General features: G+C 43.5%; 22 protein-coding genes. 4 read left to right on the top strand and 18 right to left on the bottom strand.

Annotation, left to right across the window (positions count from 1 at the left end; all coding sequences use genetic code 11):
* Positions 1 to 13 precede the first annotated feature (13 nt).
* Together NBH14_RS01680 and rpsO are read right to left on the bottom strand one after the other, a co-directional pair.
* Positions 14 to 598 (bottom strand): helix-turn-helix domain-containing protein, encoded by a 585-nt coding sequence (locus NBH14_RS01680; protein ID WP_186958109.1) that lies wholly within the window; start codon positions 596 to 598, stop codon positions 14 to 16.
* A gap of 151 nt (positions 599 to 749) precedes the next feature.
* The gene (gene rpsO, locus NBH14_RS01675) at positions 750 to 1,019 is read right to left on the bottom strand and encodes a 30S ribosomal protein S15 (protein ID WP_186958110.1); all 270 of its coding nucleotides are present in this window, start codon (positions 1,017 to 1,019) and stop codon (positions 750 to 752) included.
* A 171-nt stretch (positions 1,020 to 1,190) separates the two neighbouring features.
* Between rpsO and typA the strand changes: the two genes are divergently transcribed.
* The 3 genes from typA to NBH14_RS01660 all read left to right on the top strand — a co-directional run bounded on the left by typA (position 1,191) and on the right by NBH14_RS01660 (position 7,139).
* Complete coding sequence (gene typA / locus NBH14_RS01670; protein ID WP_186958111.1) at positions 1,191 to 2,987, top strand: translational GTPase TypA; 1,797 nt, start codon at positions 1,191 to 1,193, stop codon at positions 2,985 to 2,987.
* A 151-nt stretch (positions 2,988 to 3,138) separates the two neighbouring features.
* Positions 3,139 to 5,013 carry an ATP-binding protein gene (locus tag NBH14_RS01665; RefSeq protein WP_186958112.1) on the top strand — a complete coding sequence of 625 codons (1,875 nt, stop codon included), beginning with the start codon at positions 3,139 to 3,141 and terminating at the stop codon, positions 5,011 to 5,013.
* An 11-nt stretch (positions 5,014 to 5,024) separates the two neighbouring features.
* Complete coding sequence (locus NBH14_RS01660; RefSeq protein ID WP_186958113.1) at positions 5,025 to 7,139, top strand: tetratricopeptide repeat-containing sensor histidine kinase; 2,115 nt, start codon at positions 5,025 to 5,027, stop codon at positions 7,137 to 7,139.
* Between the two features lie 4 nt (positions 7,140 to 7,143).
* Here NBH14_RS01660 and NBH14_RS01655 read toward each other — a convergent pair whose 3' ends face one another.
* The 16 genes from NBH14_RS01655 to NBH14_RS01580 all read right to left on the bottom strand — a co-directional run bounded on the left by NBH14_RS01655 (position 7,144) and on the right by NBH14_RS01580 (position 23,896).
* Complete coding sequence (locus NBH14_RS01655) at positions 7,144 to 7,794, bottom strand: hypothetical protein (protein ID WP_186958114.1); 651 nt, start codon at positions 7,792 to 7,794, stop codon at positions 7,144 to 7,146.
* 82 nt (positions 7,795 to 7,876) lie between these two features.
* Entirely contained in the window at positions 7,877 to 9,025 is a 1,149-nt protein-coding gene (locus NBH14_RS01650; protein ID WP_186958115.1) for a DUF4934 domain-containing protein, read from the bottom strand.
* A 103-nt stretch (positions 9,026 to 9,128) separates the two neighbouring features.
* Complete coding sequence (locus tag NBH14_RS01645) at positions 9,129 to 10,544, bottom strand: NADH-quinone oxidoreductase subunit N (RefSeq protein ID WP_186958116.1); 1,416 nt, start codon at positions 10,542 to 10,544, stop codon at positions 9,129 to 9,131.
* 18 nt (positions 10,545 to 10,562) lie between these two features.
* The gene (locus tag NBH14_RS01640) at positions 10,563 to 12,074 is read right to left on the bottom strand and encodes a complex I subunit 4 family protein (protein ID WP_186958117.1); all 1,512 of its coding nucleotides are present in this window, start codon (positions 12,072 to 12,074) and stop codon (positions 10,563 to 10,565) included.
* A 4-nt stretch (positions 12,075 to 12,078) separates the two neighbouring features.
* Complete coding sequence (gene nuoL, locus NBH14_RS01635; protein ID WP_186958118.1) at positions 12,079 to 14,007, bottom strand: NADH-quinone oxidoreductase subunit L; 1,929 nt, start codon at positions 14,005 to 14,007, stop codon at positions 12,079 to 12,081.
* A gap of 5 nt (positions 14,008 to 14,012) precedes the next feature.
* Positions 14,013 to 14,327, bottom strand: coding sequence for an NADH-quinone oxidoreductase subunit NuoK (gene nuoK / locus NBH14_RS01630; RefSeq protein WP_186958119.1), 315 nt, complete (start codon positions 14,325 to 14,327; stop codon positions 14,013 to 14,015).
* Between the two features lie 15 nt (positions 14,328 to 14,342).
* Complete coding sequence (locus NBH14_RS01625; protein ID WP_186958120.1) at positions 14,343 to 14,858, bottom strand: NADH-quinone oxidoreductase subunit J family protein; 516 nt, start codon at positions 14,856 to 14,858, stop codon at positions 14,343 to 14,345.
* Positions 14,855 to 15,343 carry a 4Fe-4S dicluster domain-containing protein gene (locus tag NBH14_RS01620; RefSeq protein WP_250817079.1) on the bottom strand — a complete coding sequence of 163 codons (489 nt, stop codon included), beginning with the start codon at positions 15,341 to 15,343 and terminating at the stop codon, positions 14,855 to 14,857. The genes NBH14_RS01625 and NBH14_RS01620 overlap by 4 nt, the downstream gene beginning before the upstream one ends.
* 20 nt (positions 15,344 to 15,363) lie before the next feature.
* Entirely contained in the window at positions 15,364 to 16,452 is a 1,089-nt protein-coding gene (gene nuoH, locus NBH14_RS01615; protein WP_186958121.1) for an NADH-quinone oxidoreductase subunit NuoH, read from the bottom strand.
* A gap of 13 nt (positions 16,453 to 16,465) precedes the next feature.
* The gene (locus NBH14_RS01610) at positions 16,466 to 17,587 is read right to left on the bottom strand and encodes an NADH-quinone oxidoreductase subunit D (RefSeq protein ID WP_186958122.1); all 1,122 of its coding nucleotides are present in this window, start codon (positions 17,585 to 17,587) and stop codon (positions 16,466 to 16,468) included.
* 26 nt (positions 17,588 to 17,613) lie between these two features.
* The gene (locus NBH14_RS01605; protein WP_186958123.1) at positions 17,614 to 18,063 is read right to left on the bottom strand and encodes an NADH-quinone oxidoreductase subunit C; all 450 of its coding nucleotides are present in this window, start codon (positions 18,061 to 18,063) and stop codon (positions 17,614 to 17,616) included.
* Positions 18,060 to 18,605 carry an NADH-quinone oxidoreductase subunit B gene (locus tag NBH14_RS01600; RefSeq protein ID WP_186958124.1) on the bottom strand — a complete coding sequence of 182 codons (546 nt, stop codon included), beginning with the start codon at positions 18,603 to 18,605 and terminating at the stop codon, positions 18,060 to 18,062. Before NBH14_RS01600 ends, NBH14_RS01605 begins: the two co-directional genes overlap by 4 nt.
* Positions 18,596 to 18,946 (bottom strand): NADH-quinone oxidoreductase subunit A, encoded by a 351-nt coding sequence (locus NBH14_RS01595; RefSeq protein WP_186958125.1) that lies wholly within the window; start codon positions 18,944 to 18,946, stop codon positions 18,596 to 18,598. The genes NBH14_RS01600 and NBH14_RS01595 overlap by 10 nt, the downstream gene beginning before the upstream one ends.
* Positions 18,947 to 19,071: 125 nt before the next feature.
* A complete protein-coding gene (locus NBH14_RS01590) occupies positions 19,072 to 19,473 on the bottom strand; it encodes a hypothetical protein (RefSeq protein WP_186958126.1) in 402 nt (133 codons plus the stop codon).
* Positions 19,474 to 19,659: 186 nt separating this feature from the next.
* Positions 19,660 to 21,351 carry a tetratricopeptide repeat protein gene (locus NBH14_RS01585; RefSeq protein ID WP_122326782.1) on the bottom strand — a complete coding sequence of 564 codons (1,692 nt, stop codon included), beginning with the start codon at positions 21,349 to 21,351 and terminating at the stop codon, positions 19,660 to 19,662.
* 304 nt (positions 21,352 to 21,655) lie between these two features.
* Positions 21,656 to 23,896: a trypsin-like peptidase domain-containing protein gene (locus NBH14_RS01580; protein ID WP_186958127.1), complete on the bottom strand. Its 2,241-nt coding sequence runs from the start codon at positions 23,894 to 23,896 to the stop codon at positions 21,656 to 21,658.
* 156 nt (positions 23,897 to 24,052) lie between these two features.
* Here NBH14_RS01580 and NBH14_RS01575 point away from each other — a divergent pair, with 156 nt between their 5' ends.
* Positions 24,053 to 25,693 (top strand): fumarate hydratase, encoded by a 1,641-nt coding sequence (locus NBH14_RS01575; RefSeq protein ID WP_186958128.1) that lies wholly within the window; start codon positions 24,053 to 24,055, stop codon positions 25,691 to 25,693.
* Positions 25,694 to 25,999: the final 306 nt, after the last annotated feature.

Below are 25,999 nucleotides of genomic sequence, written 5' to 3'. Positions count from 1 at the left end.
CCTTTCTTTAACATTAATAGGGGGTATAAACAACTCCAAGGATTTTAGCCGTGCTTTCGGCAGCGGCATGAACGTGGTGGGCAACAATCGAATCATAATAGATGCTGTCGCCTTCTTCCAATATATAGGTATTCTTTCCGTAGTTTATTTCAAGTACGCCTTCCAGTACATAAATGAACTCTTCGCCTTCATGTGTGGAAAGAACAAAATCAACGCCGTCTTCCGAAGGGGAAACATCGATCAGGAACGGTTCCATATGGCGGCCGGATTTATCCTGCGACAGTGAATGGTATTCCATATGTTTGCGGTTTTCCATCGAATTGTTGGTAAAACCGATGCTGTTGGAGTCATTACTATCCTTTTTGCGGCAGATAACCGGGCCGAGTTCGGATTGGTCGTCAAGGAATGTACCCAGGCGGACACCGAGTACCCGTGCTATTTTGATAAGAGGTGCCAGTGAAGGAAAATCTACATTACCTTCTATACGTTCGATTTGTTCTGTACTCAGGCCGGAACGTTCGGCAACTTCCTCAACAGTGAGTTGTTTTGATTCACGGATACTTTTAATTTTGGCTCCGATGATTTTGTTGTTTCCCATAAGTATGTTTATTTTTTAGATTATCTTTTAATTTGTAACTAAACGCCGCAAATTTACATTAATATTTTATTTTACCATGTAATTTACTGAAAGAAAAAAAGGACAACCCTTGTTAGAGTTGCCCTTTTGTAACTTCCTGCGAAGTAGTTTCTTATTTTCTGATACCAAGTTCTTTGATGATAGCACGGTATCTTGTAATATCCGTTTTTATCAGATAATCCAGTAAACGACGACGTTTACCTACCAACATTTTCAGAGCTCTTTCAGTGCTGTAATCTTTGTGATTAGCTTTCAAGTGTTCTGTTAAATGTGCAATGCGAACTGTGAACAGTGCAATTTGGCTTTCAGCAGAACCTGTGTCGGCAGCTGATTTGCCATACTTTTCGAATAATTCTTTTTTCTTTGTTGAATCTAAATACATGATTCTTTTTACTTTAATAAATTGATACTATATTATCTAAGCGGCGACAAAGATATGCATAACTTTTTGGTCTGACAACTCTTTTCAGTATCTTTTTTATATTTTGCAACATGAATATCACATACATATCGTAAAAATGTCGTACTTTTGCAGCCAATAAATTAGTCTTCGATGCAAAAAATCAGAAACATCGCGATTATCGCGCACGTAGACCACGGCAAAACGACGCTCGTGGATAAGATGTTATTAGCCGGTAAGCTTTTCCGTGAAGGACAGGCAGAGCCGGACCAGTTCCTGGATAACAATGACCTGGAACGAGAACGAGGTATCACTATTCTAGCTAAGAATGTATCTATTAATTATAAGGATTGCAAAATCAATATTATTGATACCCCGGGTCACGCCGACTTCGGTGGTGAAGTAGAACGTGTATTGAACATGGCCGACGGTTGCCTGCTGTTGGTAGATGCTTTTGAAGGCCCGATGCCTCAGACACGTTTCGTGCTGCAAAAAGCAATTCAATTAGGATTAAAACCTATCGTAGTTATTAATAAGGTAGACAAGCCGAACTGCCGTCCGTCGGAAGTGCAGGAAATGGTGTTCGACCTGATGTTCAGCCTGGATGCAACCGAAGAACAGTTGGATTTCCCGACAATCTATGGTTCCGCTAAACAGGGATGGATGTCTGAAGACTGGCAGAAGCCGACCGAAGATATCTATGCATTGCTGGATGCTATCATCAAATATATTCCGGAGCCGAAGGTGTTGGAAGGAACTCCCCAGATGTTGATTACATCGCTGGACTTCTCCAAATATGTAGGTCGTATCGCTGTAGGCCGCGTTCACCGTGGTGAGTTGCGCGAAGGGCAGGATGTCATGTTGTGCAAACGAGACGGTTCGATGGTGAAATCGAAAATCAAGGAATTGGATATCTTTGAAGGCTTGGGCCGTACGAAAGTAGACTCAGTTAAGTCCGGCGATATCTGTGCCGTGATTGGTATCGATGGTTTCGAGATTGGCGAGACTATTGCTGATATCAATGAGCCGGAACCGCTGCCTACGATTGCAATCGATGAACCGACGATGTCTATGCTCTTTACCATCAACAACTCTCCGTTCTTCGGTAAAGATGGTAAGTTCGTTACATCACGCCATATCTTTGAACGTCTTCAGAAAGAGTTGGACAAGAACCTGGCTTTGCGTGTTGTTCCTACCGATTCAGCCGATTCATGGTTGGTATATGGCCGTGGCGTGCTCCACTTGTCTGTGTTGATTGAAACGATGCGTCGTGAAGGATACGAATTGCAGGTCGGCCAGCCGCAGGTAATCATTAAAGAAATTGACGGTGTAAAATGCGAACCGGTTGAACAGCTTACTATCAATCTCCCGGAAGAATCTTCCAGCCGTATCATCGATATGGTGACAAAGCGCAAAGGTGAGATGACAATGATGGAAAGCAAGAACGACCGTATGCATCTTGAATTCAATATACCTTCACGTGGTATCATCGGTCTGAACAATGCAGTTCTGACAGCATCTGCCGGTGAAGCGATTATGGCTCACCGCTTCCTGGAATATCAGCCGTGGAAGGGAGATATCGAACGTCGTAACAACGGTTCCATCATTGCCATGGAAGCAGGTACGGCATTTGCCTATGCATTGAATAACCTTCAGTCTCGCGGTCGTTTCTTCATCTCTCCACAGGAAGATGTTTATGCCGGTCAGGTAGTTGGTGAACACACAAAAGAAGGTGACCTGGTTGTAAACGTAACGAAATCAAAGAAATTGACGAACATGCGTGCTTCGGGTTCTGACGATAAAGTTTCATTGGCTCCCCCTATCGTATTCAGTCTGGAAGATGCTTTGGAATACATCAAGGCAGACGAATATGTAGAAATCACTCCGAATTATATGCGTATGCGTAAAATTATTCTGGACGAAACAGAACGCAAACGTCAGGGTAGATAATTTCTATTTTAATAAAGATAAAAGAACGGGCTTTATTCTTCAATGAATATGGCCCGTTTTTTATTCAAAAAAAGTTTGTAATCTCAGGCTTTTTTGCGAATATTGCACTTTTATGTGCATATAATATATACAACTAAAAAGTAGTGTGCGGATGAACACAAAATACGATCTTGTGTTTCGTATAATGCGCTTGTTTTATATTGTCTTTATTTTGGTTGAAATGCTCTCGATGGAGATAAATGCTAAAACTCAACAAAATATAGAGAGTATAGATTATATCCTTTCGCAAACAAAAGAACTGAGTGAAAAGATAGACAGACTCCATATATTGGCTGACTCTGTGGCTGAAGCTGAAGATAAAGATCCCGGGGTATTGTTTGATATACAAAATCAAATTTGTCATTATCATATAGTTAATGGTGAATATGAGATCGCGATGAATGAAGCTGTCAGTTTGAATATGAAAGCTGAGATATCCGGAAATAAAAAGAATATAGTCTATGCTAATGTGAATATCGGGTTGATCTACCTCTTTATCGGTCGTTATCAGGAGGCCATTCCTTTCTTTGAAAAAAGCTTGTCATTAATTCCCGAAACGGAGGAAGTTAGTACCACCTTTGAATTATCCGCTATGTCATATTTAATGTATGTATCATTGAATGCGGGCGATCTGGGTAAAATGAAGCAGACTTTGGATCTTTATAAATCCATATTAGATAAGGAGGCTATTCCCCCAAAAGAGAATCTCTGCATATTATACGCCTATTCCGTTAACTATTATGTTGCAATGAAAAAGTTTGATAAAGCAAAAGAGGCAGTCACGCTGGCAACTCATTATATGAATGCAGAATATGGACCGAGCTATACTTCTGTTTATTATTTGGCTATGGCCCGTTATTACCATTCTATTTCTAATAATGATAAAGCTTTATATTTCATAAATCAATCATTTAAAGTGGATCCTTGTCTTGAAGTACTTGAAGAGAAGATGAGTATCTATGAAGATGCCGGGAAAATAGACAATGCTTTCAATACGTCCGGTCAGGCACTTCAGTTGATTACTGGCCAGCGTACTGCAACTTATTCCCGTCAGATGGACCGGCTTCATATCTTGCATGAGTTGAATGATCAGGCACGACAAAATGAATTGTTGCAGGATCAAAAGTCGGAAATTCTCGAAAAACAAAAACTTTTGGTTGCATTTTTGATATTCGTGTGTATCCTGATTGTGTTTGTATTCGGTATGATTCGTTATTCGCTCAGAATCCGCAAATTGAAAAATGCTTTGGAGAATGAGAAAAACATACTGAAAAGATCTACGGAAGAACTTTGCCTTGCCACAGAACGGGCTGAGAGGGCGAATCAAATGAAAACCCATTTTGTAGCAAATGTCAGTCATGAAATACGAACTCCTTTGAATGCAATCGTAGGTTTTTCTGCTTTATTGGATGAAGTGTCTGAAGATGAGCAGGAAGAATTTATCGATATCATCAATAAAAATACAGAGTTACTTCTTAAATTGATCAATGATGTCCTGGATTTATCCCAATTGGAGGCTGACAATTTCATTTTGAATATAACTGAAGTTGATATAGCAAAATGTTGTCAGGGGGCCTTGGACAGAATCAGGCCAAAAGTAAATGAAAATGTGAAATTGACGTTTACTAATCCGGATATGCCTTTGATCTTGAAAACCGATTGTTCACGAGTTCGGCAATTGCTGGTTAACTTGTTGTTGAATGCTGCTAAGTATACAGAAAAGGGAGAAATAAATCTGGATTATAGAATGGATGCATCGTCTCAATATATTTTGTTTACTGTTACCGATACGGGTTGTGGTATTCCTCTGGATAAGCATAAAACGATATTTGATCGTTTTGAGAAAGTCGATGAGTTTAAGCAGGGAGTCGGTCTGGGACTGGCGATTTGTCGTGAAATAGCCAAACGTCTTGATGCTTCTATTTCTATAGACTCTTCATATACTTCAGGAACACGTTTCATATTCAGACTTTCTATGGCCGGATAAAAGGGATATTTATGGGAAAATTGATGATGGGCATACTAAATATCTGTAAATCGGTTACCGGGCGTTTTTTAATAAACGATGGTTTCCGGACTTCTTTATTGTTGCTTCTATTCTGTGGATCTTTTGTTTTGAAGGCAGAGGTAGATTCGGTACTGATTCATAAATCAGATAGTTTATTAAACGTTTTATCTGAAACGAAAGAGGTGGATAAAAAAATCCCGATATTGCGAACTTTGGTTTCTGTCAATAGGAATAAGCCGGAGGAAAAGCTTTATCTAAATCAACTGTTTGAGGTGGCTGACCAGGCAGATTCTATTGCTTGTACTTATTGGGTTGTTTACGGTTTGACACGTTGTTATTCAAATGAAAACCATTTGGATAGTTTGATGTACTGGGTAAATTATATAGATTCTTTGACAAATGTCCGTAATGAAATCCCGGGTGAACTTTTATCTGCTCATAATGCGCTGTGTCGTAGTTATTTGGTGAATGGGGAATATGAACTGGCAATGAATGAGGCTGTAAAACAGCAGATAATGGCAGAGAAAATCAATTATGATTTAGGGCTTGTTTATAGTGATGAGAATCTGGGTTTGGTATATATGCTTACCGAACGTTATGAAGAGGCTGCTTCTGCATTAGAAAATTGTATGGCTATATTGGAAAAAACGGAAACCCCTGTTTTTTATGAGTTGCAAGTTGCGGAGAATTTATTGCGTACTTATCTGTTTTTGGGAGAGTATGAGAAAGCAAAGGTCTTGTTGGATGATTATAGGAAATGGATAAATGAAGTGGAAACGGGTACTACAGTCAGACATAAAGTTTTTCCTATTGATGACGCATATGCTTTATTCTATCTTTATAGTATACAATATTATTCAAAATTGAATGAGTCTGAGAATGCAAGAAAAATAGTAGGAAGTCTAAAGCCTTATATGAATTATATACTTAATTCTTATGTCTCTCCTCTTTATTTTTATTCGATGGCTTCCTATTATTATATGTTGAAGGATTATGAACAGGCATTTTATTATATCGACCAGTCAACGGAAACAGAAAATATTGTACAGGAATTCAAAGTTGATATTTTGCAGAAGTTGGGGAGGAAGAAAGAGGCATTGAAAGTTCGTCAACAGGCATTGGAGGCCACAAAGGAAAGAAAGAAAACAGCTTACATACGCCAGATAGACCAATTGCGGACAATCCAGATTTTGAATGAACAGGAAAAGAAGAATCAGGACATGCACCGCCAACAGCAACAATTGAAAAATCAAAAACTACAGACAGGGTTATTAAGTTTGTTTGCTGTAATATTGTTGGTCGCGCTTATACTGCTGATCCGTTATTCTTTTCATACCAGGAAATTAAAGAATACATTGTTTGAGGAAAAGCAAGTATTGAAGGATACACATGAGGGTCTTCGTTTAGCAAAGGAAAATGCGGAGAGGGCGGAACAAATGAAAACTGATTTTGTGGCTAATATCAGTCATGAAATACGAACGCCTTTGAATGCAATAGTCGGTTTTTCCGGTTTATTGAAAGGCTCAGAGGAAGAAGAACGTGCTGAATATATAAAAGTGATTAGCAATAACTCGGACTTACTTTTAAATCTGGTCAGTGATGTTTTGGATTTGTCCCGTCTGGATACGGATAAGCTCTCTTTAAATATTCAAACGACCAATATCAGGGAATGTTGTCAACAGGTACTCGACACAGTTCGAAACAGAGTTGCGGCAAAGGTAAATCTGACATTTACTCATTCGGAGGAACCGCTAATGGTTCAGACAGACCCTCTTAGATTACAACAGCTATTATTGAATATCCTCAGTAATGCGGTTAAATTCACGGAGGAAGGAGAGATCAATCTTGACTATAAGGTTGCTCCGAACCCCGGGCAAGTAATTATTTCGGTTACAGATACGGGTTGTGGTATTCCTCTGGATAAACAACAAGTTATCTTTAACCGTTTTGAAAAAGTAGATAATTTCAAACAAGGGGCCGGGTTAGGGTTGTCTATCTGTATGGCTATCTCTGAACACCTGGGAGGAAAACTATATGTAGATTCGTCTTATACCCAGGGAGCCCGTTTTGTTTTTGTTTTGCCGGTCGGAGAGGACAAGGTGTGATACATTATAAGGTTACTGCATGATTATAAATCTGCAATACGTCTTCAATCTCGTTGAAATCCGTTTTATTGTCATCGACATATTTCTTTAGTTCCTCTTTATGGTCGGGGAACGCTTTGAGGAATTGCTTCTCATTGAGGAACCTGAATTGTTTCCCGTTACGTTCTATCCGGAATATTTTGTCGATACGACTGAGAATCAGCTTTTCCGTTTCCAGCTTATGGGTCGTGTTTCCTGACTGGAAAGAGGAATAGGAGTCGACCGCCGATGTTTCCGAACGCCCTCCGTAACCGACCTGTTTGCCTTCCCATTTTAATGCACCTCTGTACTGGACGAAAATAGGAGGATCTTTTTGCAGCACTTCGGTGGCCCCGTCTTTCGTTGGAAGAAAGATCCTTTCTCCTATCTTGATGGTAGCCACCATATCCGGTTCAGAGAACTCTTTGATATTGTTATTGTCGTGTTGGTCCTGAAAAAGGAATTTTTTGATAAGCAGGCTATAGTTTAGCGGCACATTGAATGTCCTGCCATCTTTGTAATATACATATCCGTTTTCGAAGCTGCGCAACAAGAATTGTGCACTGTCGATTTGTGCAGCCAACTTATTACTTCCGGAGATAATAGCCAATAATAGTATAATAATGAATCTACTCATAATATTATGATTAAGCTTAGCATATGCAAGAATAGGAAAATAATACTGAAAATGCAATACTAAACAGCTAAAAATGAATAAACTATTCAATATCCATAATCAATAACACGGGGTTGTCATCCTCTTTTACTCCTTCAATTTCACCGGTCACATCCTCCGCAGGTATAAATAGTGCTATTTTATTTCCGTTGTTATACATATTACTAGAGCTTACCCGGATTGTCTTACCGGAAGGTAATGTAACGGGATAGCCGTATTCGTTGTTGGTACTGATAAATCTGGAAATAATCTGATTATCGGATTTTCTCCATATTTCTTCCCGGTATTGTTGATTTTGGAGATAACAGATCAGGTAATATCCGGGTATAGAATGAATTTGCAGTGACAAGATATGTGGATCGCCCTGTTTTACTAGATTTATGAAATTCTTTACTTCTGTCGAAGGAATGGCATATTTTCCTTTTTTTAGAATGAAAAGAGGGGTAAGCCCTTTATCTGTAACGGTGAATACGCTATCCGACGGGGCATGGTTGAATAATAGCATATCCATATTGTTGCAACGATTTGTTTGAAGATGGGTTGCCGCTTTCTCCCAGATAGTGAGTGTCGAGTCGAACGGGCACAGGCTTTGCCGGATATTCAGGTCATTATCCGTGATATATAATTGATAGGGAGATTCCGGATTTCCTCGGCAGACCATATAGTTATCCTTGATAAGGAGAGGGGAATTTATCTCTTTATCTTTTAGCGATATTTCTTTTCGGAGATTTCCATTGACATCATAAAAGATTCGTTTTTGGTTCCCGTTATCGAATACCTGAATCGTTGAATCTTCCGGATTGAAGCTGATGCGGGTAAGGTAGACGTATTCGCCCGGACCATTTCCTACATGCCTGAATGCTTTTTGAATTTTGCCGTTCATATCCACACGGTAAAGAGTTTGGGTTTGGTATTCTGCTATGATATAATAATCTTCACCCATATAAATTACTCCTCTGGAAACTCCCATCAGTGTTTTGTTGCTGGTAGATATAGGGATCAGTTGAATGTTTTTGGCAATACTGTTCCAGGTGAATGTGTCCGGGACTTGTTGGTTAATTACACTTGCCAGGTCTACTACCGGAATCTCAGTTTCTATTTCCTTGTTTTCAAGAGAAACCTTTGTTTCTTTAGGTTTGCCGGAACAGGCTGCGAGAAGGCCCAGGGTAATGAATAGAGTGCTCTTTTTCATGGTGTATCTCTTTAGTAATAAATAGTTACGAAAGATACGTAGATTTTTTAATAAAAACAAAAAAGGACTATCCGATACATTGGGGATAGTCCTTTTTATACTTTTAGAACGTCTGTCGCCCCGCCCAGTCGATATACTGGTAGACCGAAGATATGAATCCTATGCAAAGGATGGCGATGCAGCAAAACATTAGTGTCGCTGTCATAATCTTTGTTCTGCCGACGCATAACCGTTCTTCGGGCGTATCGATAAAGAGATATTTGATGACACGCAGATAATTGTAGAGCGAAAGAACAAGGTTGATACCGGCAAAGGCAATCAGTATATACATCCGGTCGCCCATCGCGGAAGCCAGCAGGAACAATTTCCCGAAGAATCCCGAAGTGGGAGGGACGCCTGCCAATGAAAGTAAACTAATGCCCATCATTAGCGCCAGGAACGGATTCGTCCGGTAAAACCCTTTGAATGAGTTCAAATCTTCTTTGCCGGTTGCATCTGCAACGGCTCCAAGCACACCGAAGAAACAAATATTACTCAGAACATAGATGAACATGAAATAAAGAGTTGAGTCGAGTCCCAGAATACTGTTCCCCGTGATGCCGACCAGCACAAATCCAATCTGCGAGATAGACGAGAAACCCAACAGACGTTTCAGATTTTGCTGACGCATTGCAAACAGGTTGCCCACCGTCATACTGAGGATGGCAACAACTGTAATGATTTCGAGCCATTCGCCTGATAAATGTTGGAACACCGTCATCAGGATAGATACGAATACAAAAACAATGGAGCATTTGGAGACGACAGACAGATAACTGGTGACAGCCATCGGAGCCCCTTCGTACACATCTGCTGCCCATAGATGGAAAGGAACGGCGGACATTTTGAAGAAGAAGCCGCCCATCATAAAGGCAAAAGCCAGTAATGTCAGCAAGTTTGGAGTCAGATTTGTCTGCAAGTAATCGAAACTCAGATTTCCATAAGCTCCGTACAACAGGGAAATACCGAATAAAAGCATTCCGGTAGAGAACGCAGAAGACAAGATAAACTTAATACCCGCTTCAGATGAACGTCGTTCGTGTTTATTGAAGTTAGCTAGGGCTGCGATAGGAATAGTCGATATTTCAATACCCAGATACAACATCAACACATGCCCGCTCGACAGTGTAATGAAACCGCCCAGCAAACTGCTAAGCATCAGTATATAAAACTCGATACTGATATCCGCATGCTTATAAAGCCAGCGTGAAGCCAACAACGGGATTAGCAGGACACCCAGATTCAGGATTGTCTTTTCCAACTCAATCAGATCGTTGGTGCGGAAGAAACCATCGAACAGTGTCGCATCCGGAATATGCAGAAAGCTGGCTGCAAAATTGATGAATAAAAGAATGTTGACCGTCCAAAGCAACGGCTTGCGTGATTTGTCCGCATCCATTAGCTTCATAACCAACAGAAGGAAAATCAGGACACATACAATCAATTCAAATCGTAATATGGTGAAGAGTTCGGTACTCATAATCAGTTGTTTTATAAGTTAATATTGAAAGGCCTGTGTCAACAGTCGTTGGGCAATGGCCAGGCTGTCGCTGTCGATTAAACGAATCACCCAAAACGGACAAGTCCCGATCAGGAAGATGGCAGCCACCAGTAAGACTGATGCCAGCTTTTCAGCCGGTGTCGCATCCGTCATGGTTTTGACCGCCTTATTGCGTACTTCTCCCCATATTACCGAACCTACTGCCCGAAGGATATAAACAGCTGTAATTACAATAGATGAACAAGCGATTAAAGTCGCGACCCGGTAAAATGTTCCGGTACGTTCCCAGGAACCGACAAAGATCGTCATCTCCGAAACGAAGCCGCTCATGCCCGGTAATCCCAGCGAACAAAGTCCGGCAATCAGAAAAGCGGAACCGATAAACGGTGCCTGGTAAAGCACGCCTCCCAGTTCGCTGATTTGCCGGGTATGCGTACGCTGGTAGATCATCCCGATTACACCGAAGAAAAGGGCGGTCATAACTCCGTGTGAAACCATTTGCATCACAGCTCCTGTAATGGCCGTGCGGGTAAGCATGGCAATACCCAGTATCACGAATCCGCAATGGCTGACAGACGAGAAGGCATTCATATACTTCAGGTCTTTTTGTCTCAGGGTAACGATTGCCCCATAAAGAATGGCGGTTGAGGCAAGAATGATAAATATCCACGACAACTCACCGGCTGCTTCAGGGAACAGGTAAGTGGCCACCCGCAGACAACCGTATCCTCCCAATTTCATGGATACCCCTGCCAGGAACATGGAGGCGGCAGTAGGTGCCGAAGAGTGTCCGTCGGGAGCCCAGGAATGAAAGGGGAAAAGAGCTGTAAAAACACCGAAACCGATGAAGGTCAGCAGATATAACGGCCGCTGATACCCAATGTACAGATGGGTTTGTGCCAATTCCTGTAAATTCCAGGTAAAATGTCCGGTAGCTTCCCCGTTGAAATAGTAAAGCATGACAATGCCGATAAAGACCAGCGCCGAACCTCCCATCAGCATCAGTGCCAGTTTCATGGCGTTCTTCTCGTGTGCTCCCGATCCCCAGATGCCTATCAACAGGTATTTCGGGATGACGGCTATTTCAAGGAAGAAGAAAAGCATGAACAGGTCTGTGGCTATAAAGAAGCCATAAGCCCCGAATCCCAGCAATGTGAGTAAGACGTAAAATTCTTTGGACTGCTCCCGGATATTGCCGGATACCAATATGCCGCTGAATACGACCAGCGCCGTAAGCAGTATCATCAGAAGCGAGATGCCGTCTATTCCGTAGCTGAAGTTTATATTCAACGGTTCAAACCAGTTGAACGAGTTTGTAAAGAGCAAGGCACCGGTATTGCCAGCCATCATTTTCTCTTGTATAAAGCAATAGGCGAGAAAGACCGTATAAAATAACTGGATAGCTCCGCCTGTTACAGCCACCCACCGGATTGCCGCTTGTCCTCTGGCCAGGAACAGGAAGAGGAGCGTAATGCCGGGTATGAGTAAAAGTATCGTTAGTAAGTCCATCTTATCAAATGTATTGAATAATTAGTAATATGGCCATTAATAAAATTCCTCCCAGGAAGAAGAAGCCGTATGTCTGGATACGTCCGGACTGCATCCGTTTAATCAGCAGGCTGAAAGAATAGGTCCCGTCCGACAGTCCGTTGAGGCTGGCTTGTATAATATGTGTATCGATAAATGAGAACATTCCGCCGAATCCTTTGTCCATCACCTGTTTGGCGAAGAACAGATAGACCGTATCGATATAGAACTTATGATAAGCCCATTGATAGAAACTCCCCAGGCTTTTGGCAACGACTGCCGGTCTGTTGTTATGCGTAGCATAGAATAAAGCGGCAGTCAGCATACCGATTAGTGCTGCCGATACAGGCAGAATGCTGGAAAGTATGCTAACATGCAGTTTGAACGGAATACCGTCGGCACTCACCAGTTCGCCGAAAGGGATATATCCGGCCAATACGGAACCGATGGTCAATACGATCAGCGGCAATGCCATTTGCCACGGCTCGTGTGCTTTTACTTCTTTCGCCTTCTTATTGAAGAAGACCAGGAAATAGATGCGGAACATATAGAATGCTGTCAGCCCGCTCGTCACCAGCGCTACGGTATATAACACCGGATGGTGCACCCAGGCAGCAGCCAGAATAGCCTCTTTACTAAAGAACCCCGACAGGAACGGAAATCCGGAAATGGATAAAGCCGCCAGCAGAAAGGCAATGTGTGTGACAGGCAGACTCTTTCGCAGACCTCCCATATCCTCCAGTCTCCCGGAATGAACCAGATGGATGATAACCCCGGCGCAAAGGAAAAGGGCCGCTTTGAAGAATGCATGTGTGAAGAGATGGAACATAGAAGCCGTATAGCCTTCGGCTGTTTCTTTACCCCATCCGGCTACTCCCAGTGCCAGCAACATATAAGCGATTTGTGAAATGGTAGAATAGGCCAGCACTTTCTTCAGGTCTGTTTGTGTACAGGCTATCACTGCTGCGAACAGGGCGGTGAAGGCACTTAGTATCGCAATCATTTCCAGGGCTGCCGGAGCAGAAATCGCATAAACCGGAAACAGGCGTGCCACCAGAAAGACTCCGGCAACAACCATCGTAGCCGCATGGATCAAGGCGCTGACCGGTGTAGGTCCCTCCATCGCATCCGGTAACCAAACATGTAGCGGGAAGATGGCTGACTTACCTGCTCCTCCGGCAAAGACAAGCAGTAACGCCCATGTCAGTGTGGAGAATCCCAGAAATGAACCGTTTGTAAAAGAGGCCAGGTAAAGCGAACCGGGATCGGTCAGCCTGCTGATGATTTGTTCGATATCGAAAGAGCCGGCTCCCGCACCCAGCATCAGGATACCGATCAAGAACCCCAGGTCGGCAAAGCGAGTGACAATAAATGCCTTTTTTGCTGCTGCGATAGCAGCCGGCAGCTTGAAGTAGAATCCAATCAGCAGGAAGGAAGATACACCCACCAGCTCCCAGAAGAAATAAACCTGGAAGATGTTGAAAGCCATTACCAACCCCAACATGGAGAAAGTAAATAGTTGCAGGTAGGCAAAATAACTGCCTAGCCTCTCTTCTCCTTTCATATAGGCGATGCTATAAAGATGGACGAGTAACGATACGGTCGGGATAACGACCAGCATCATTGCGATGATCGGCGTCAGAGTCGTTCCTATATGGATGGATAGTGAGTCGGTGAAAGGTAGCCATTCGAAGTCCATTAGCCGGCAAGGTCGATAAATTCCCCCTTGTTTGCCAAATTCAAAGAAATAGCCGTAAGCCACTGTCCACGACAGCAGGGTGGTCAATGCCAGTAACACGGTCGCCAGGATGCCGGCTCCGTGTGGGGCGAACCGCTTCCCTGTCAGTGCCAGGGTGATAAACCCGGCCAGTGGTAGCAAAAGGATTAATCCTGTATATAGTTCGTAATTATTCATGCTGCTCAGTATTTCATTGTCGTTGTGTCATCAATATCTATTGTCTTGAATTTCCGGTAGAGGTTGATAATGATCGCGATAGAAAGCGAAACCTCTGCGGCTGCCACAATAATGATAAAGAGCGTGAAGAAGACGCCTTCGAGTTGTTCGGGATAAAGGTATTTGTTGAATGCCACGAAGTTTATATTCACGCTGTTCAGGATCAATTCGGTCGACATCAGGACTGTGATCAGGTTCCGGCGGGCAAAAAAGCCGTAAGTTCCCAAAAAGAAGAGTGCCGAACTCAGTATCAGTATATGTGAAAGAGGTATTTGTTCCATAATCTTTTCCTGTTTTTATTTTTTCTTTTTATCATTCTGTGCAATTACGATACTGCCGATCAAGGCTGCCAGCAGCAATACGCTGACGATCTCGAACGGATAGATATATCCATATTCATTCAGGTTGAACAATTGATGTCCGATCTCATGAATGTCCAATGCCTTGGAAGAAATTACTTCCGACCGGAACGGATGCTGCAACAGTACCCACAATACCAGCATAAAACCGGTAAAGGGTAGGAACAATGCCCAGAATAACCGTCGTGGGATAGGCAACGGCAGTTTGGAGCCCGTGTTATGTGTCAGGAAGATCGAGAAGATGATCAGTACTACGATTCCTCCTACATAGATCATGATCTGTAAGGCGGCAACGAAGTTCATCTCCATCATGATATATAATCCTGCAATCCCTATCAGGCAGAGAAGCAGGAAAACGGCTGACCGGAAGATACTCCGGCTGAACACGCAAAGAGCGCCCAGTGTGAGTATCCCGGCTGATAACACATAAAATAAAATCGATTCGGCATTCATGCTTGTTCCTCCTTTCTGTTGTCGGGCAGGTGACGTTCGTTGAGGAGCTTCACCAGTTTCCGTTTGTCATATTCACTGTTTTCAAACTGATTGATCATTTCCAGTGCACCGAAATTACAGGAATCCACGCACTGGGCACAGAATGTGCAACGTCCCAGATCGTAGATGTAGCGGCTGAGTACGCGTTTGCTTTTTCCTTCCGGAGTCGTAATCTTCTCAACTTCGATCCGGATCGTACCATTGGGGCAGGCTGTTTGGCAGAGGGTGCAGGCGGTACATTTCAGTTCGCCGTTTTCGTCCTCAATCAAATGAAGTTCTCCCTGGAAACGTTCCGGAATATAGAGCGTTGTTTCCCTGTTCTCCGGATATTGCTGTGTCAGTATCCGGTTGGGATGTACCAGGCTGCTGAACGTGCGGAACATGCCCTTACCGAGCGAACCGATAGCAGCACCGATGGAATATAGATAGTTTATACATTTATTCATATTCAATTCTCCTTCTTTTATTATATATACCATTCAAATACTGCAACTGTTGCTGCAAGAAGCACATTGACAATACTGATCGGCAACAGGTATTTCCATTCCAGGCGAAGCAACTGGTCGATGCGGATACGGGGGAATGTCCAGCGGAACCATATAATCAGGAACACAACAAAGAATACTTTACCGAAAAACCAGATAAATCCCGGGATATAGTCCATTACGGCATTAAAACCGTCGAGTCCGGGAATGTAAAGTGGTTGCCAGCCTCCGAAGAATACGGTTGCGGCCATCATGGACGCAATCAGCATATTGGTGTATTCCGAAAGGAAGAACATAGCGAATTGCATTCCTGAATATTCAGTATGGAATCCGGCAGTCAGTTCCTGTTCGGCTTCCGCCAGGTCGAAAGGAGCGCGGTTCAGTTCGGCTGTTGAGGCGACGATGAAGATTATAAAGGAGATAATCGCGGGAATGTGTCCTTTGTAGATCCACCATCCGTCGGCTTGCGAATTGATAATCTCCAGGATGGAAAGTGAACCGCTCATGGCAATCACGGCTATCAGCGACATGCCGACCGAGAGTTCGTAACTTACGATTTGTGCACCGCTACGCATAGCACCCAGCAAAGAATATTTGTTGTTGCTCGCCCATCCTGCCATCATCACTCCGATAACGCTGATCGAAGAAACAGCCGTAACGTAAAGGACACCGATATTGATATCCCATAGTTGTAATCCCGGTGCGTAGGAAAATGGGACTAATGCCAGAAAACTGGTGGTCAAAACAATAAATGGAGCGAGTGCGAATAGGAACTTGTCCGCCTTAAACGGTGTGACACATTCTTTCAGCAACAGCTTTAATACATCGGCAATGGCCTGTATCGAACCACACCAACCCACCCGCATCGGACCGAGGCGAAGTTGCATGAATCCGGCTATCTTTCGTTCGGCGTAGATCATTAGAATAACCAGGACGACGATCATGACGATAAGGGCAAGAGCTACCAGAATCAATTCGGCAACAAGCGCCCAGCCTGGTGACAGATATTCGGACAATGTCTGTCCGATCCATTGGGTGAGACCTGTAAAATCTATTTGTAAACTTGTCATTTCTTTTTCGTGTTTATCTGTCAATATCAGGGATTATCAGATCGAGTGTCGACATGATGGCTACCAGGTCTCCAACCTTCGAACCGATCGATAATGGTTTGAGCGCTGTCAGGTTGCTGAAGTTCGGAGTGCGGAATTTCACACGCCAAGGCTTTGCAGAACCGTCGGCAACGATATAGACTCCCAGTTCGCCCCGTGCCGTTTCCACCCGTTGGTAGTATTCCCCTTCGGGAAGTTTCAGCATCCCTTTGGGTTTGTTGCGGCAGGAACCTTCCGGTATGCGGTCGATCAGTTGTTCGATGATGGAGATTGATTCTTTCATCTCCTCCATCCGCACCATATAGCGGTTCATGCAATCCCCTCCGGTGAAAAGGATCTCTTTGAACTCTACCCGGTCATAAACATCATAGGGCGCATGTTTACGAACATCGCACGAAATGCCGGAACCTCTTGCCACAGGACCTGTGCAACCCAGCGATATGGCCTGTTCGGGAGTCAGTATACCGACACCTTCCAGACGTTTGCGAAAGATGATATTGCCGGTCAGCAGTTCGCCGTATTCATGTTCATGCTTCTTCAAAGAGGCCATGACCTCCTTTACTTTGCGTACAAAATCAGGATGCAGGTCCTGCATGACTCCACCCGGAGTGATATAGTTCATCGTTAACCGGTTTCCACCTGTTTCTTCAAAGATTTCGAGTATCATTTCCCGTTCGCGGAAAGCGTAGAAGAAAGGAGAAACGGCTCCCATATCCAATCCCATACAACCCCACCAGAGCAAGTGCGAGGCGAGACGTTGTAATTCCGCCATGATAACCCTGATCACCTGCGCACGCTCCGGAACTTCAAGGCCGGCTCCTTTTTCGATGCAGAGAGCGCACGCCTGGTTGTTCATGTGGGCTGAGAGATAGTCCATCCGACTCGTCAGATAGATAAATTGTTTGTATCCCAACGATTCGCACATCTTTTCGATGCCCCGGTGAATATAACCCGGGTACGGGTCCATATTCAGGATCGTTTCACCGTCCAGCTGGGTACGCAAGCGGAGTACGCCGTGTGTCGACGGGTGTTGCGGTCCAATGTTTATGATGAAACCATCCGATTCGTCAGGTGTTATTTCCATATATTTTTCCATGATTAATACCTATTAAGTGGTGTAGTCTATAAATCCAGCGTATTCGTAAAATCCTTCCGTAGCGGATATCCTTCAAATTCCTCATCGAGGAACAGTCTGCGCAAGTGTGGATGGTTCCCGAAACGAATACCGAACAGATCATATATTTCGTCTTCAAACAGTTCTGCCGCCTGCCATAATTCGTAAAGTGAGGGCAGGAGAGGAGTACCTTCTCTTTCCACTTGTGTTTTGAGGATCATTTCGTGCCCTTCACCTACGGAGCGCAGATGGCAAACCAGTTCGAAATATCCGGTACGGTCTGTCACTGTTTCGCAGACCAGTTGGTTGAAGTTGAAAGAAGGATCTTTCTTCAGTTTGCGGGCAGTAGCTAATAGTTCTTCTTTTCTGACCATGAGAGCCGGTAATCCGAAACTCTCCCCGGTTTCTTTCCTCTGGAAACGATTGGCGAGTAATGTTGTCAATTCTTCTTTGTTCATAACTCCGGTTCTTCTTTAGGTTTTTCAATTACATAGGCTTTCTGCAACTTGATTTTTTGTTGCAAAGCCATCATTCCCTGTAATAACGCTTCCGGCCTGGGCGGGCATCCCGGGATGTAGACGTCTACCGGGATAATCTTATCCACACCTCGTATTACCGTGTAGCTGTCTTTAGCGAACGGGCCGCCGGTGATCGTACAAGCTCCCATGGCGATTACGTATTTAGGTTCCGGTATCTGATCGTACAGGCGGCGCAGTACAGGCGCCATTTTGCTGGTGATTGTTCCGGCTACGATGATCAGGTCGGCCTGTCGAGGAGTAGCGCGTGCCACTTCGAATCCAAAGCGTGACCAATCGTATTTGGCAGACGCGGCACTCATCATTTCGATAGCACAACAACTGGTTCCGAAAGTCAGCGGCCAAAGTGAATTGCTACGTGCCCATCCGGCTATCTTGTCAATGGTCGTTACCAGGACATTGCGCCCCAGGTTCTCCCGGAACTCCTCCGGTATCTCTGGTAAAAAATCTTTTTTCATTTCCATTGTAATGCTTTCTTTTTAAATGCGTAAAGCAATCCCATAAAGAGGAACAGCATAAAAAAGACGATCTCGACCAATGCCGGTGCACCCACTTCTTTCAGTGTGACGGCCCAGGGGTAGAGGAATACCATTTCCACATCGAAGATGAGGAATGATAAAGAGAAAAGGTAATAACCTACGTTAAACTGTCCCCATGATGTTCCTTCCGTTGGAAGTCCGCACTCGTATGCTTCCCCTTTGACCGGGTTCATGCGTTTTGTAGACACCAGTTTGCCTACGCCAATAGCCAAACCGGCAAAGCCAATGCCGGCAAATAGCATTAGTAAAATTGTTATAGCTCCCATAACTGTTGATAAATTAATAAAAAGGTAGATACCCTTTTACCGGACGAGGGTGATCGTTTCCGGCAATAGGGATTGGGGCCGTTCCTGTCAACAGGAATAGCTTATAAAGTTCCAGTAAAGTATGTTTAAATGATGATTCTTCGCAATTCGTAGATAAAATGTGCGAAGCGGTAATGAAGGGATGATGTATCGATGATATGTAAGGTTGAAATTAATTCACAGGTACGCTGCCGTATGTTGAAGTCTTTCAGCAGCTGGTCCGAATGATATTTATTTTCTGATCGCAGTGAATTGTTGGAGTTGTTTCTTTCGCGTGACAGCTTGGAGAGAATGTGTATATAATCACAATTTTCTGCCAGGTCGAATACTGACTCATGATGTTGTTGTAATGCCCTGTCTTTTATTGTTTTTTCAACAGAACTTAGCTTTACATTGGTATCCCGGCGGCAGATGTCTATGCTTGCAACGTCCTGAGTACTCATCAGTATCAGGCATAGAAAAACAAGTATGGACAACAATCCTTTCATCGGGTAAAAATCTATTTAATTAAAATGAGCACGCAAAGGTGTAAAAGCTAAACAAGATAACAAAACATTTTGTCTTAAATTATATAATAAGAACCATATTTGTATCTTCTTTGTTTTAGCTTGTTCTAAAAAAATAAAGGCTGCCTTTTGTGGAGGCAGCCTTTGATATGTAGGTTGTAATTTTAATTACTTAACCAAGCTAGCGAAATCGCTGTTAGTTGCATATTTTGCAAATTCCAGGTCGATAGCAGCTTCTTTAGCCATAGCTTTGTCAGCAGCGATAGCAGCTTTCAGGTTGCTGATAACTGCGTTTACATCGTTTGTGCGTGCTGCAACAACAGCTTTCAGGTAAGAAGTAGTTGCATCAGGTTTAGCAACAGCGTTCAAAGTCTGAGAAGCTTTGCTGTAGTCTTTTACTAAAAGCTGAGCCAAAGCAGCGTTGTTAGTCTTAACAGAACCGAAAGAGTTAACAGCTTTAGCATATTCGCCTTGTTCCAGATAAAGAACACCCAGAGCTTCGCCTAATTCAGCAACACCTGCAGCGTTACCGAACAATTGCTGAGCTTTTGCCTGGTCACCCTTAGTCAGAGCGATCAAACCTAAGTTCATGTTAGCTTCGTTGTTAGCCTTAACAGAGTTAGACTTGTTGAACATTTGTTCAGCCTTAGCCAGGTCACCAGCCTTGAATGCCATCATACCGATGTTGTTCCAAGTGCGGTAGCAGTTAGGATACAGTTCAGATGCTTTTGTATAGATAGCCATCTTTTCGCTGTCGTTGTTAGTTAATGTAGCAGCGTAAAGAATTTCTTCGATATTCAGTTCAGAAGGATTGCTCTTAGCCAATGCGCTGATTTCGTCGTCAGACTTACCGATGATTTCGATGTTAGCAGTCAAACGAGAACGACGCAATTGCGGAAGGATGGTTTCAGCCAGATCAGAATAAACAGCAGAGATGTTTTTGATTTCTTTTTCTCTTGTTTCAGGATCCTGATACATAGAGATAACTCTTAATACAAGGTCTTTATCCTGTAAGTTGGAAGCAGATACCAATTCTTTGAAGCCTTCCCAGTCCTGAGCAGTGTAACGAGCGTCAACCGGAGCATCAACTTTCATTTTCTTCAATTCTTTGTCCAGATATTTAGAAGTGTTACCTTCACGTCTTTCAGCCAGACCAGTGTTCAGTTTAACACCACCATCAGGAGAAGCGTAAGCAGAGATTTCGATTGCTACATTCTGGTTAGGAGCTTCGTCAGCGTTTTTAACCAGGTCTTTCCATTCTTTGATTGCATCAGAGTTCAACTCTTTAGCACGAAGTTCAGCCTGCTGGATAAGGAACATGATGTTAGCATCGTGAGCTTCTTTGATGATGCGCTGGAATTTGTCAGCAGCGATAGCAGCAGTTGCAGTAGCAGCGTCAGCCAGTTCAGAAGTTGCGATTACACCTTCACCGATCTTTACATCCGGTAATTTAACTGTCTTGTTCTTGATCTTTGCATCGAAAGTCAGGTACAGTTCAGATTTCTTCATTTCAGGTTTGTAAGTGAAAGAAGATTTCATTGTTACGTTACCACCTTCTTTTTGAGCGATAACCTGATTGTTACCTTTTACTTTTTCACCTTGATAAGTGTAAGATGTTCCCCATGCTTCACCACCGGCATAGCGGAGAACCGGAGTTACAGTTACAACGGCTTTCTTGTTGAACCATTTTGCAGGGAAAGTCGCGTTGATAGTCACGGGTACTTTGCCTCCGATAGCCTCAAGCGGCTGCGGCTCAGCTTTGATGTACTCTTCAGCTAGCGGTTTCAACTTGTTTGAACAAGAAGAAAGGGTTAAGATTGCTGCCATTACAAAGAATGACAATAAAAACTTTTTGTTCATAATTTGATGTAAGTTTAAAATGTTACTATGTTTATATATTCACTTTCAATTGTCCCTTAGCCATCAAAGTGCAAAACTAAAGCATTTTTTTGTTATGAATAGCAAAGATACGATAAAATCTTTCTAATTAATACTTATTAATGAATCCAGGCTCCTTTTTTTGCTAAAAAGAGTATAAATGACAGGATTTATGAACGCTTTAATAGCTTCCATCCGGTACTAATTTAGTTAATTTATAGTGTTTCGCTTTCATCTCTTTATCTTACCGGCTTCTGCCGGCTGTTTTCTTATTGTGTATTTTTGATTAAAATAAAATCTTTTGAGTAAAACATTCGTTTCCGTAGCTGATTTGTATCAGATAGATACCTGACGTGGCCGTTGTAGCGGTGATGATGTTTTGTCCCGAATGAACAGTGCCGTTCTGTAAAGTTTTTCCCTCCATCGACAGCACTGAATACCGTGCCTGACGGATTGTTTCCGGTAGCAGGACATGAATTGCTTTGGAAGCTGTTTCCACAAATATGCGGATTGGATTACTTTCGTTAATGGAAGTGTTAGCTGATGCCGTATTGTATTGGATGACCGGGTCGATGAATAAGGAAGTACTCATCGGGGAAGCCGGATGGCTGGTAGCTTCTATCCATTGGCCTTTATAATTGATCCATACGGTATTTTTACTTGTTTCTCCTTTTGGGAGATTGAATGCCGAAAAAGAGGTATTGCCGGCAGCCGATTTGATCTTGTATCCGATGAAGAAATTGCCGGACACATCGATTGGCTCTTTGAAGGTTATAAATGATTCCTGGTCGCGGTTCATCGGCTTGGTAGAATCGATAAAAGCACTTTTGTCATTGAGCGTTACGAATGAAGGGCTGAATGATTCGTTGTGTAATAGTGTTTCCGGTTTATCCGAGCCATTGTAGACGGTGATTTCTACTTCAAGGTCACTCATCTTGCTTATAGCCGGATTTACGATGTATGTGCCGTATATTTTAGCGTTGCCCGTTATTTTATAGGCTTCGGCAAATTCGTTCATCCCCAGTGAGTTGTTGCCGAAAGCTGGGCCTGTACCGGGTGAGGGGAGAGGTGTTGATTCTATCGTGTTGACTTTTCCGCTTTCCTTTATATTGCTCAGGCGGAGGCATGGGGTTGCACTGTAAGGATCAAGTCCCTTGCAGGTCCGTCCGGAGTTTGTTCCTGCCGGGTCGAGCCATATTTTTAATTGTTTGTCGGCATCCGGAGATATTTCCCAGTTTTGGCTTAAGGCGAAATAGAAATCATCATAAGGGCGGGGGCAGTCAGAATATCCTCCGGACAGGCCTCCGATAACTAAGCCGTTGCTGTCAAATAATCCGGAACCGGAAGAGCCTCCTGCCGTGCTTCCGTCCGACCATTCCTTTATGTGCCAGTGCCCGTTTTTTATAAAGTTTCCTATCGAAGAGTTGAATGTCGTTAATTCGACTTCTTCTGTCGTGCTAAGTCGCTTTACGGTGCCCTCCGGATGGTGGATTCCCACGTATGGGGCAGTGCCCTGGTCCTTGGCATTCCAGCCGGCATAATAAGGCTGATAGTAAGCCGGTGGTGTTTCCATCAGTTGCAGTAAAGCCATGTCGGTCTGTTCGTTGGTCGCCTTGAAGCGGGTGGAAGCCATCGACATTTCTTCGGTACCTCTCATAACCGGGTCGCATAGAGGACTTTCGTAATTGAAATAGGTGACGATATTGCCTGCAATCATTTCATAATCCGGATTCTCGATGTTGAACTGCTTGTTCAAACAATGGGATGCTGTTAACAGGTAAGGTGTACCGTCGTTTGATGTATTATTAATTAATGTACCGGTACAAAAATCAGTCCCATTGATAATGAGCAGGACGACGCTTCGGCCTATCTCATTATATTTATCCGTACTTTCTTGCAGGCAGGCCAGTGTTTTTATGCATCCGAGATACGTCCTGCCATATTCTTGCGGCTCGTATCCTCTGATATTACGATAGTCATGGTTTACCTCACCCACTTTTAGCCTGCCATGAAACGGAACATTAGCCGGTTCCTGATATTCGATAATTAATTCCTCACCTTGTACCGGAGAGACGGGAAGTATGCCCAGTTCGGAGTTGTTCAAATGGTTGAATGCTCCTAATATATGTGTCTGGTCCGGATTGTACAGGAAGAGCTGGGCGCCTTCCGGAATTTCGAATTCAGAAAATAATACATTGATCGAATAGGCTCCGGCCGATCGAATGCCCAGTCGCCATACGCGGGTGCCGTCGGCTTGTGTAAACCAGCTGCCTGAGTTATCCGGAGTAAAATCGGTCATGAATTTATAGGCAAAATGAAAACTACTGCGCAAATCGCTTTCGTTGAGTGAGTCGATTCGTAATTGTTCAGCGATGTCAAAAGCAGGCATTTCTTGAAACAGGCTTCCTGAGCGGGTGCTGAGTATCGTCATCGGAAGTGGTCTGCCTCCGTGACTGATCTGTCCTGTTAAATGGGCGGATACCAACAGGCAGAGGAAAAAAAGAGTGACTAGCTTTTTCATATTCATGCAAATATATGTTTTTCTTTTAATTAATTCTTCCTGTACTACGAACAAATTTGTGAAACCGCTCCCGTATTTCGTGATTTTTGTCTAAGTTTGCCAAGCGAAAAAGAATGATTCTGAAATTGTAAAACCAATATTACATAATTAAATAATAAAGATATGGCAACACCTCCTTTCAAGTATCAGGAACCGTTTCCACTGGGACCGGATACAACAGAGTATTATCTGCTTACAAAAGATTATGTGTCGGTATCCGAGTTTGAAGGACAACCGATTCTGAAGATTGCAAAAGAAGGATTAACAGCGATGGCTAATGCTGCTTTCCGCGATGTGGCTTTTATGCTTCGTCCGGCCCACAACGAACAGGTTGCTAAAATCCTGAGCGATCCGGAAGCAAGCGACAATGATAAATTCGTTGCATTGACTTTCCTTCGTAACGCCGAAGTTTCAGCTAAAGGCCAGCTTCCTTTCTGCCAGGATACAGGTACGGCTATCATCCACGGTGAAAAAGGCCAGCATATATGGACCGGCTATTGTGATGAAGAAGCGCTTTCTCTGGGTGTTTACAAAACATATACGGAAGAAAATCTGCGTTATTCACAGAATGCACCGTTGAATATGTACGACGAGGTGAATACAAAATGTAACCTGCCTGCACAGATCGATATCGAAGCAACCGAAGGTATGGAATATAAATTCCTTTGTGTAGCGAAAGGTGGTGGTTCTGCCAACAAGACTTATTTGTTCCAGGAAACAAAAGCCATCCTGAACCCCACAACATTGGTTCCGTTCCTGGTTGAAAAAATGAAAACATTAGGTACAGCTGCCTGTCCTCCTTATCATATTGCATTCGTTATCGGCGGTACTTCAGCAGAAAAGAACCTGCTGACCGTGAAGCTGGCTTCTACTCATTATTATGACAACCTGCCTACAAGCGGTAACGAGTATGGCCGTGCTTTCCGTGATGTCGAACTGGAAAAAGAAGTTTTGGAAGCGGCTCATAACATTGGTTTGGGTGCTCAGTTCGGTGGTAAATATTATGCACACGACGTACGTATCGTTCGTCTGCCGCGTCACGGTGCTTCCTGTCCGGTAGGAATGGGTGTTTCCTGCTCTGCTGACCGTAATATCAAATGCAAGATCAATAAGGAAGGTATCTGGATTGAAAAGATGGATTCTAATCCAGGTCGCCTGATTCCTGAAGAGTTGCGTAATGCCGGTGAAGGTGATGCCGTAAAGATCAACCTGAACCAGCCAATGGCCGATATTCTGAAAGAACTGACTAAATATCCGGTATCCACCCGTCTTTCTCTGAGCGGAACGATCGTAGTTGGTCGTGATATCGCCCATGCAAAACTGAAAGAACGTATTGATAAAGGCGAAGGTCTGCCTCAGTATATCAAGGATCATCCTATTTATTATGCAGGTCCTGCCAAGACTCCGGCCGGAATGGCTTCCGGTTCATTCGGTCCGACAACAGCCGGCCGTATGGATTCTTATGTCGACCTGTTCCAGGACAATGGCGGTAGCATGATTATGATTGCCAAAGGTAACCGTAGCCAACAGGTAACGGATGCTTGTAAGAAGCATGGCGGTTTCTATCTGGGAAGTATCGGTGGTCCGGCTGCTATCCTGGCACAGGAAAGCATCAAGAAAGTAGAATGTCTGGAATATCCGGAACTGGGTATGGAAGCAATCTGGAAGATCGAAGTAGAAAATTTCCCTGCTTTCATTCTGGTAGACGATAAAGGCAACGATTTCTTCAAACAATTGAAGCCGCGTTGCTCTTGTAGCAAATAAGAACAACTTATTATAAGAGGTGAAAGGCCTGTTCCGTTTATTCGGGGCAGGCTTTTTCTTTCTGTTTTCTCCTTTTCCCTGCCTTGTTGTTGCCTATTCATAGTGATCTTTTCCGATTGAGTTCCTTATGTATTTTGCTGCCGACAATTATGCGCAGGCCTGTCGACAATTGTGGGCTAGCCTGTCGATAATTATCAGCAGGCCTGCGCATAATTGTCGGTAGCAAAATTGAATGAGACTCGTGTATGCTTTATTCAGCATCTTTTTTATACCTGTTCGCTATGATAATGAGATACTAACAGGTGT

This window comes from Parabacteroides caecihominis (genome assembly GCF_023656785.1).
GTDB classification, from domain to species: Bacteria; Bacteroidota; Bacteroidia; order Bacteroidales; family Tannerellaceae; genus Parabacteroides; species Parabacteroides segnis.
The sequence above is the reverse complement of the archived record's forward strand: the minus strand, read 5'-3'. Positions and strand labels throughout refer to the sequence as shown.

Bases quoted from the DNA above. Each gene is read 5' to 3' on its own strand.
- NBH14_RS01680 (WP_186958109.1), bottom strand. From the start codon at position 598: ATGGGAAACAACAAAATCATCGGAGCCAAAATTAAAAGTATCCGTGAA.
- rpsO (WP_186958110.1), bottom strand. From the start codon at position 1,019: ATGTATTTAGATTCAACAAAGAAAAAAGAATTATTCGAAAAGTATGGC.
- typA (WP_186958111.1), top strand. From the start codon at position 1,191: ATGCAAAAAATCAGAAACATCGCGATTATCGCGCACGTAGACCACGGC.
- NBH14_RS01665 (WP_186958112.1), top strand. From the start codon at position 3,139: ATGAACACAAAATACGATCTTGTGTTTCGTATAATGCGCTTGTTTTAT.
- NBH14_RS01660 (WP_186958113.1), top strand. From the start codon at position 5,025: ATGGGAAAATTGATGATGGGCATACTAAATATCTGTAAATCGGTTACC.
- NBH14_RS01655 (WP_186958114.1), bottom strand. From the start codon at position 7,794: ATGAGTAGATTCATTATTATACTATTATTGGCTATTATCTCCGGAAGT.
- NBH14_RS01650 (WP_186958115.1), bottom strand. From the start codon at position 9,025: ATGAAAAAGAGCACTCTATTCATTACCCTGGGCCTTCTCGCAGCCTGT.
- NBH14_RS01645 (WP_186958116.1), bottom strand. From the start codon at position 10,544: ATGAGTACCGAACTCTTCACCATATTACGATTTGAATTGATTGTATGT.
- NBH14_RS01640 (WP_186958117.1), bottom strand. From the start codon at position 12,074: ATGGACTTACTAACGATACTTTTACTCATACCCGGCATTACGCTCCTC.
- nuoL (WP_186958118.1), bottom strand. From the start codon at position 14,007: ATGAATAATTACGAACTATATACAGGATTAATCCTTTTGCTACCACTG.
- nuoK (WP_186958119.1), bottom strand. From the start codon at position 14,327: ATGGAACAAATACCTCTTTCACATATACTGATACTGAGTTCGGCACTC.
- NBH14_RS01625 (WP_186958120.1), bottom strand. From the start codon at position 14,858: ATGAATGCCGAATCGATTTTATTTTATGTGTTATCAGCCGGGATACTC.
- NBH14_RS01620 (WP_250817079.1), bottom strand. From the start codon at position 15,343: ATGAATAAATGTATAAACTATCTATATTCCATCGGTGCTGCTATCGGT.
- nuoH (WP_186958121.1), bottom strand. From the start codon at position 16,452: ATGACAAGTTTACAAATAGATTTTACAGGTCTCACCCAATGGATCGGA.
- NBH14_RS01610 (WP_186958122.1), bottom strand. From the start codon at position 17,587: ATGGAAAAATATATGGAAATAACACCTGACGAATCGGATGGTTTCATC.
- NBH14_RS01605 (WP_186958123.1), bottom strand. From the start codon at position 18,063: ATGAACAAAGAAGAATTGACAACATTACTCGCCAATCGTTTCCAGAGG.
- NBH14_RS01600 (WP_186958124.1), bottom strand. From the start codon at position 18,605: ATGGAAATGAAAAAAGATTTTTTACCAGAGATACCGGAGGAGTTCCGG.
- NBH14_RS01595 (WP_186958125.1), bottom strand. From the start codon at position 18,946: ATGGGAGCTATAACAATTTTACTAATGCTATTTGCCGGCATTGGCTTT.
- NBH14_RS01590 (WP_186958126.1), bottom strand. From the start codon at position 19,473: ATGAAAGGATTGTTGTCCATACTTGTTTTTCTATGCCTGATACTGATG.
- NBH14_RS01585 (WP_122326782.1), bottom strand. From the start codon at position 21,351: ATGAACAAAAAGTTTTTATTGTCATTCTTTGTAATGGCAGCAATCTTA.
- NBH14_RS01580 (WP_186958127.1), bottom strand. From the start codon at position 23,896: ATGAATATGAAAAAGCTAGTCACTCTTTTTTTCCTCTGCCTGTTGGTA.
- NBH14_RS01575 (WP_186958128.1), top strand. From the start codon at position 24,053: ATGGCAACACCTCCTTTCAAGTATCAGGAACCGTTTCCACTGGGACCG.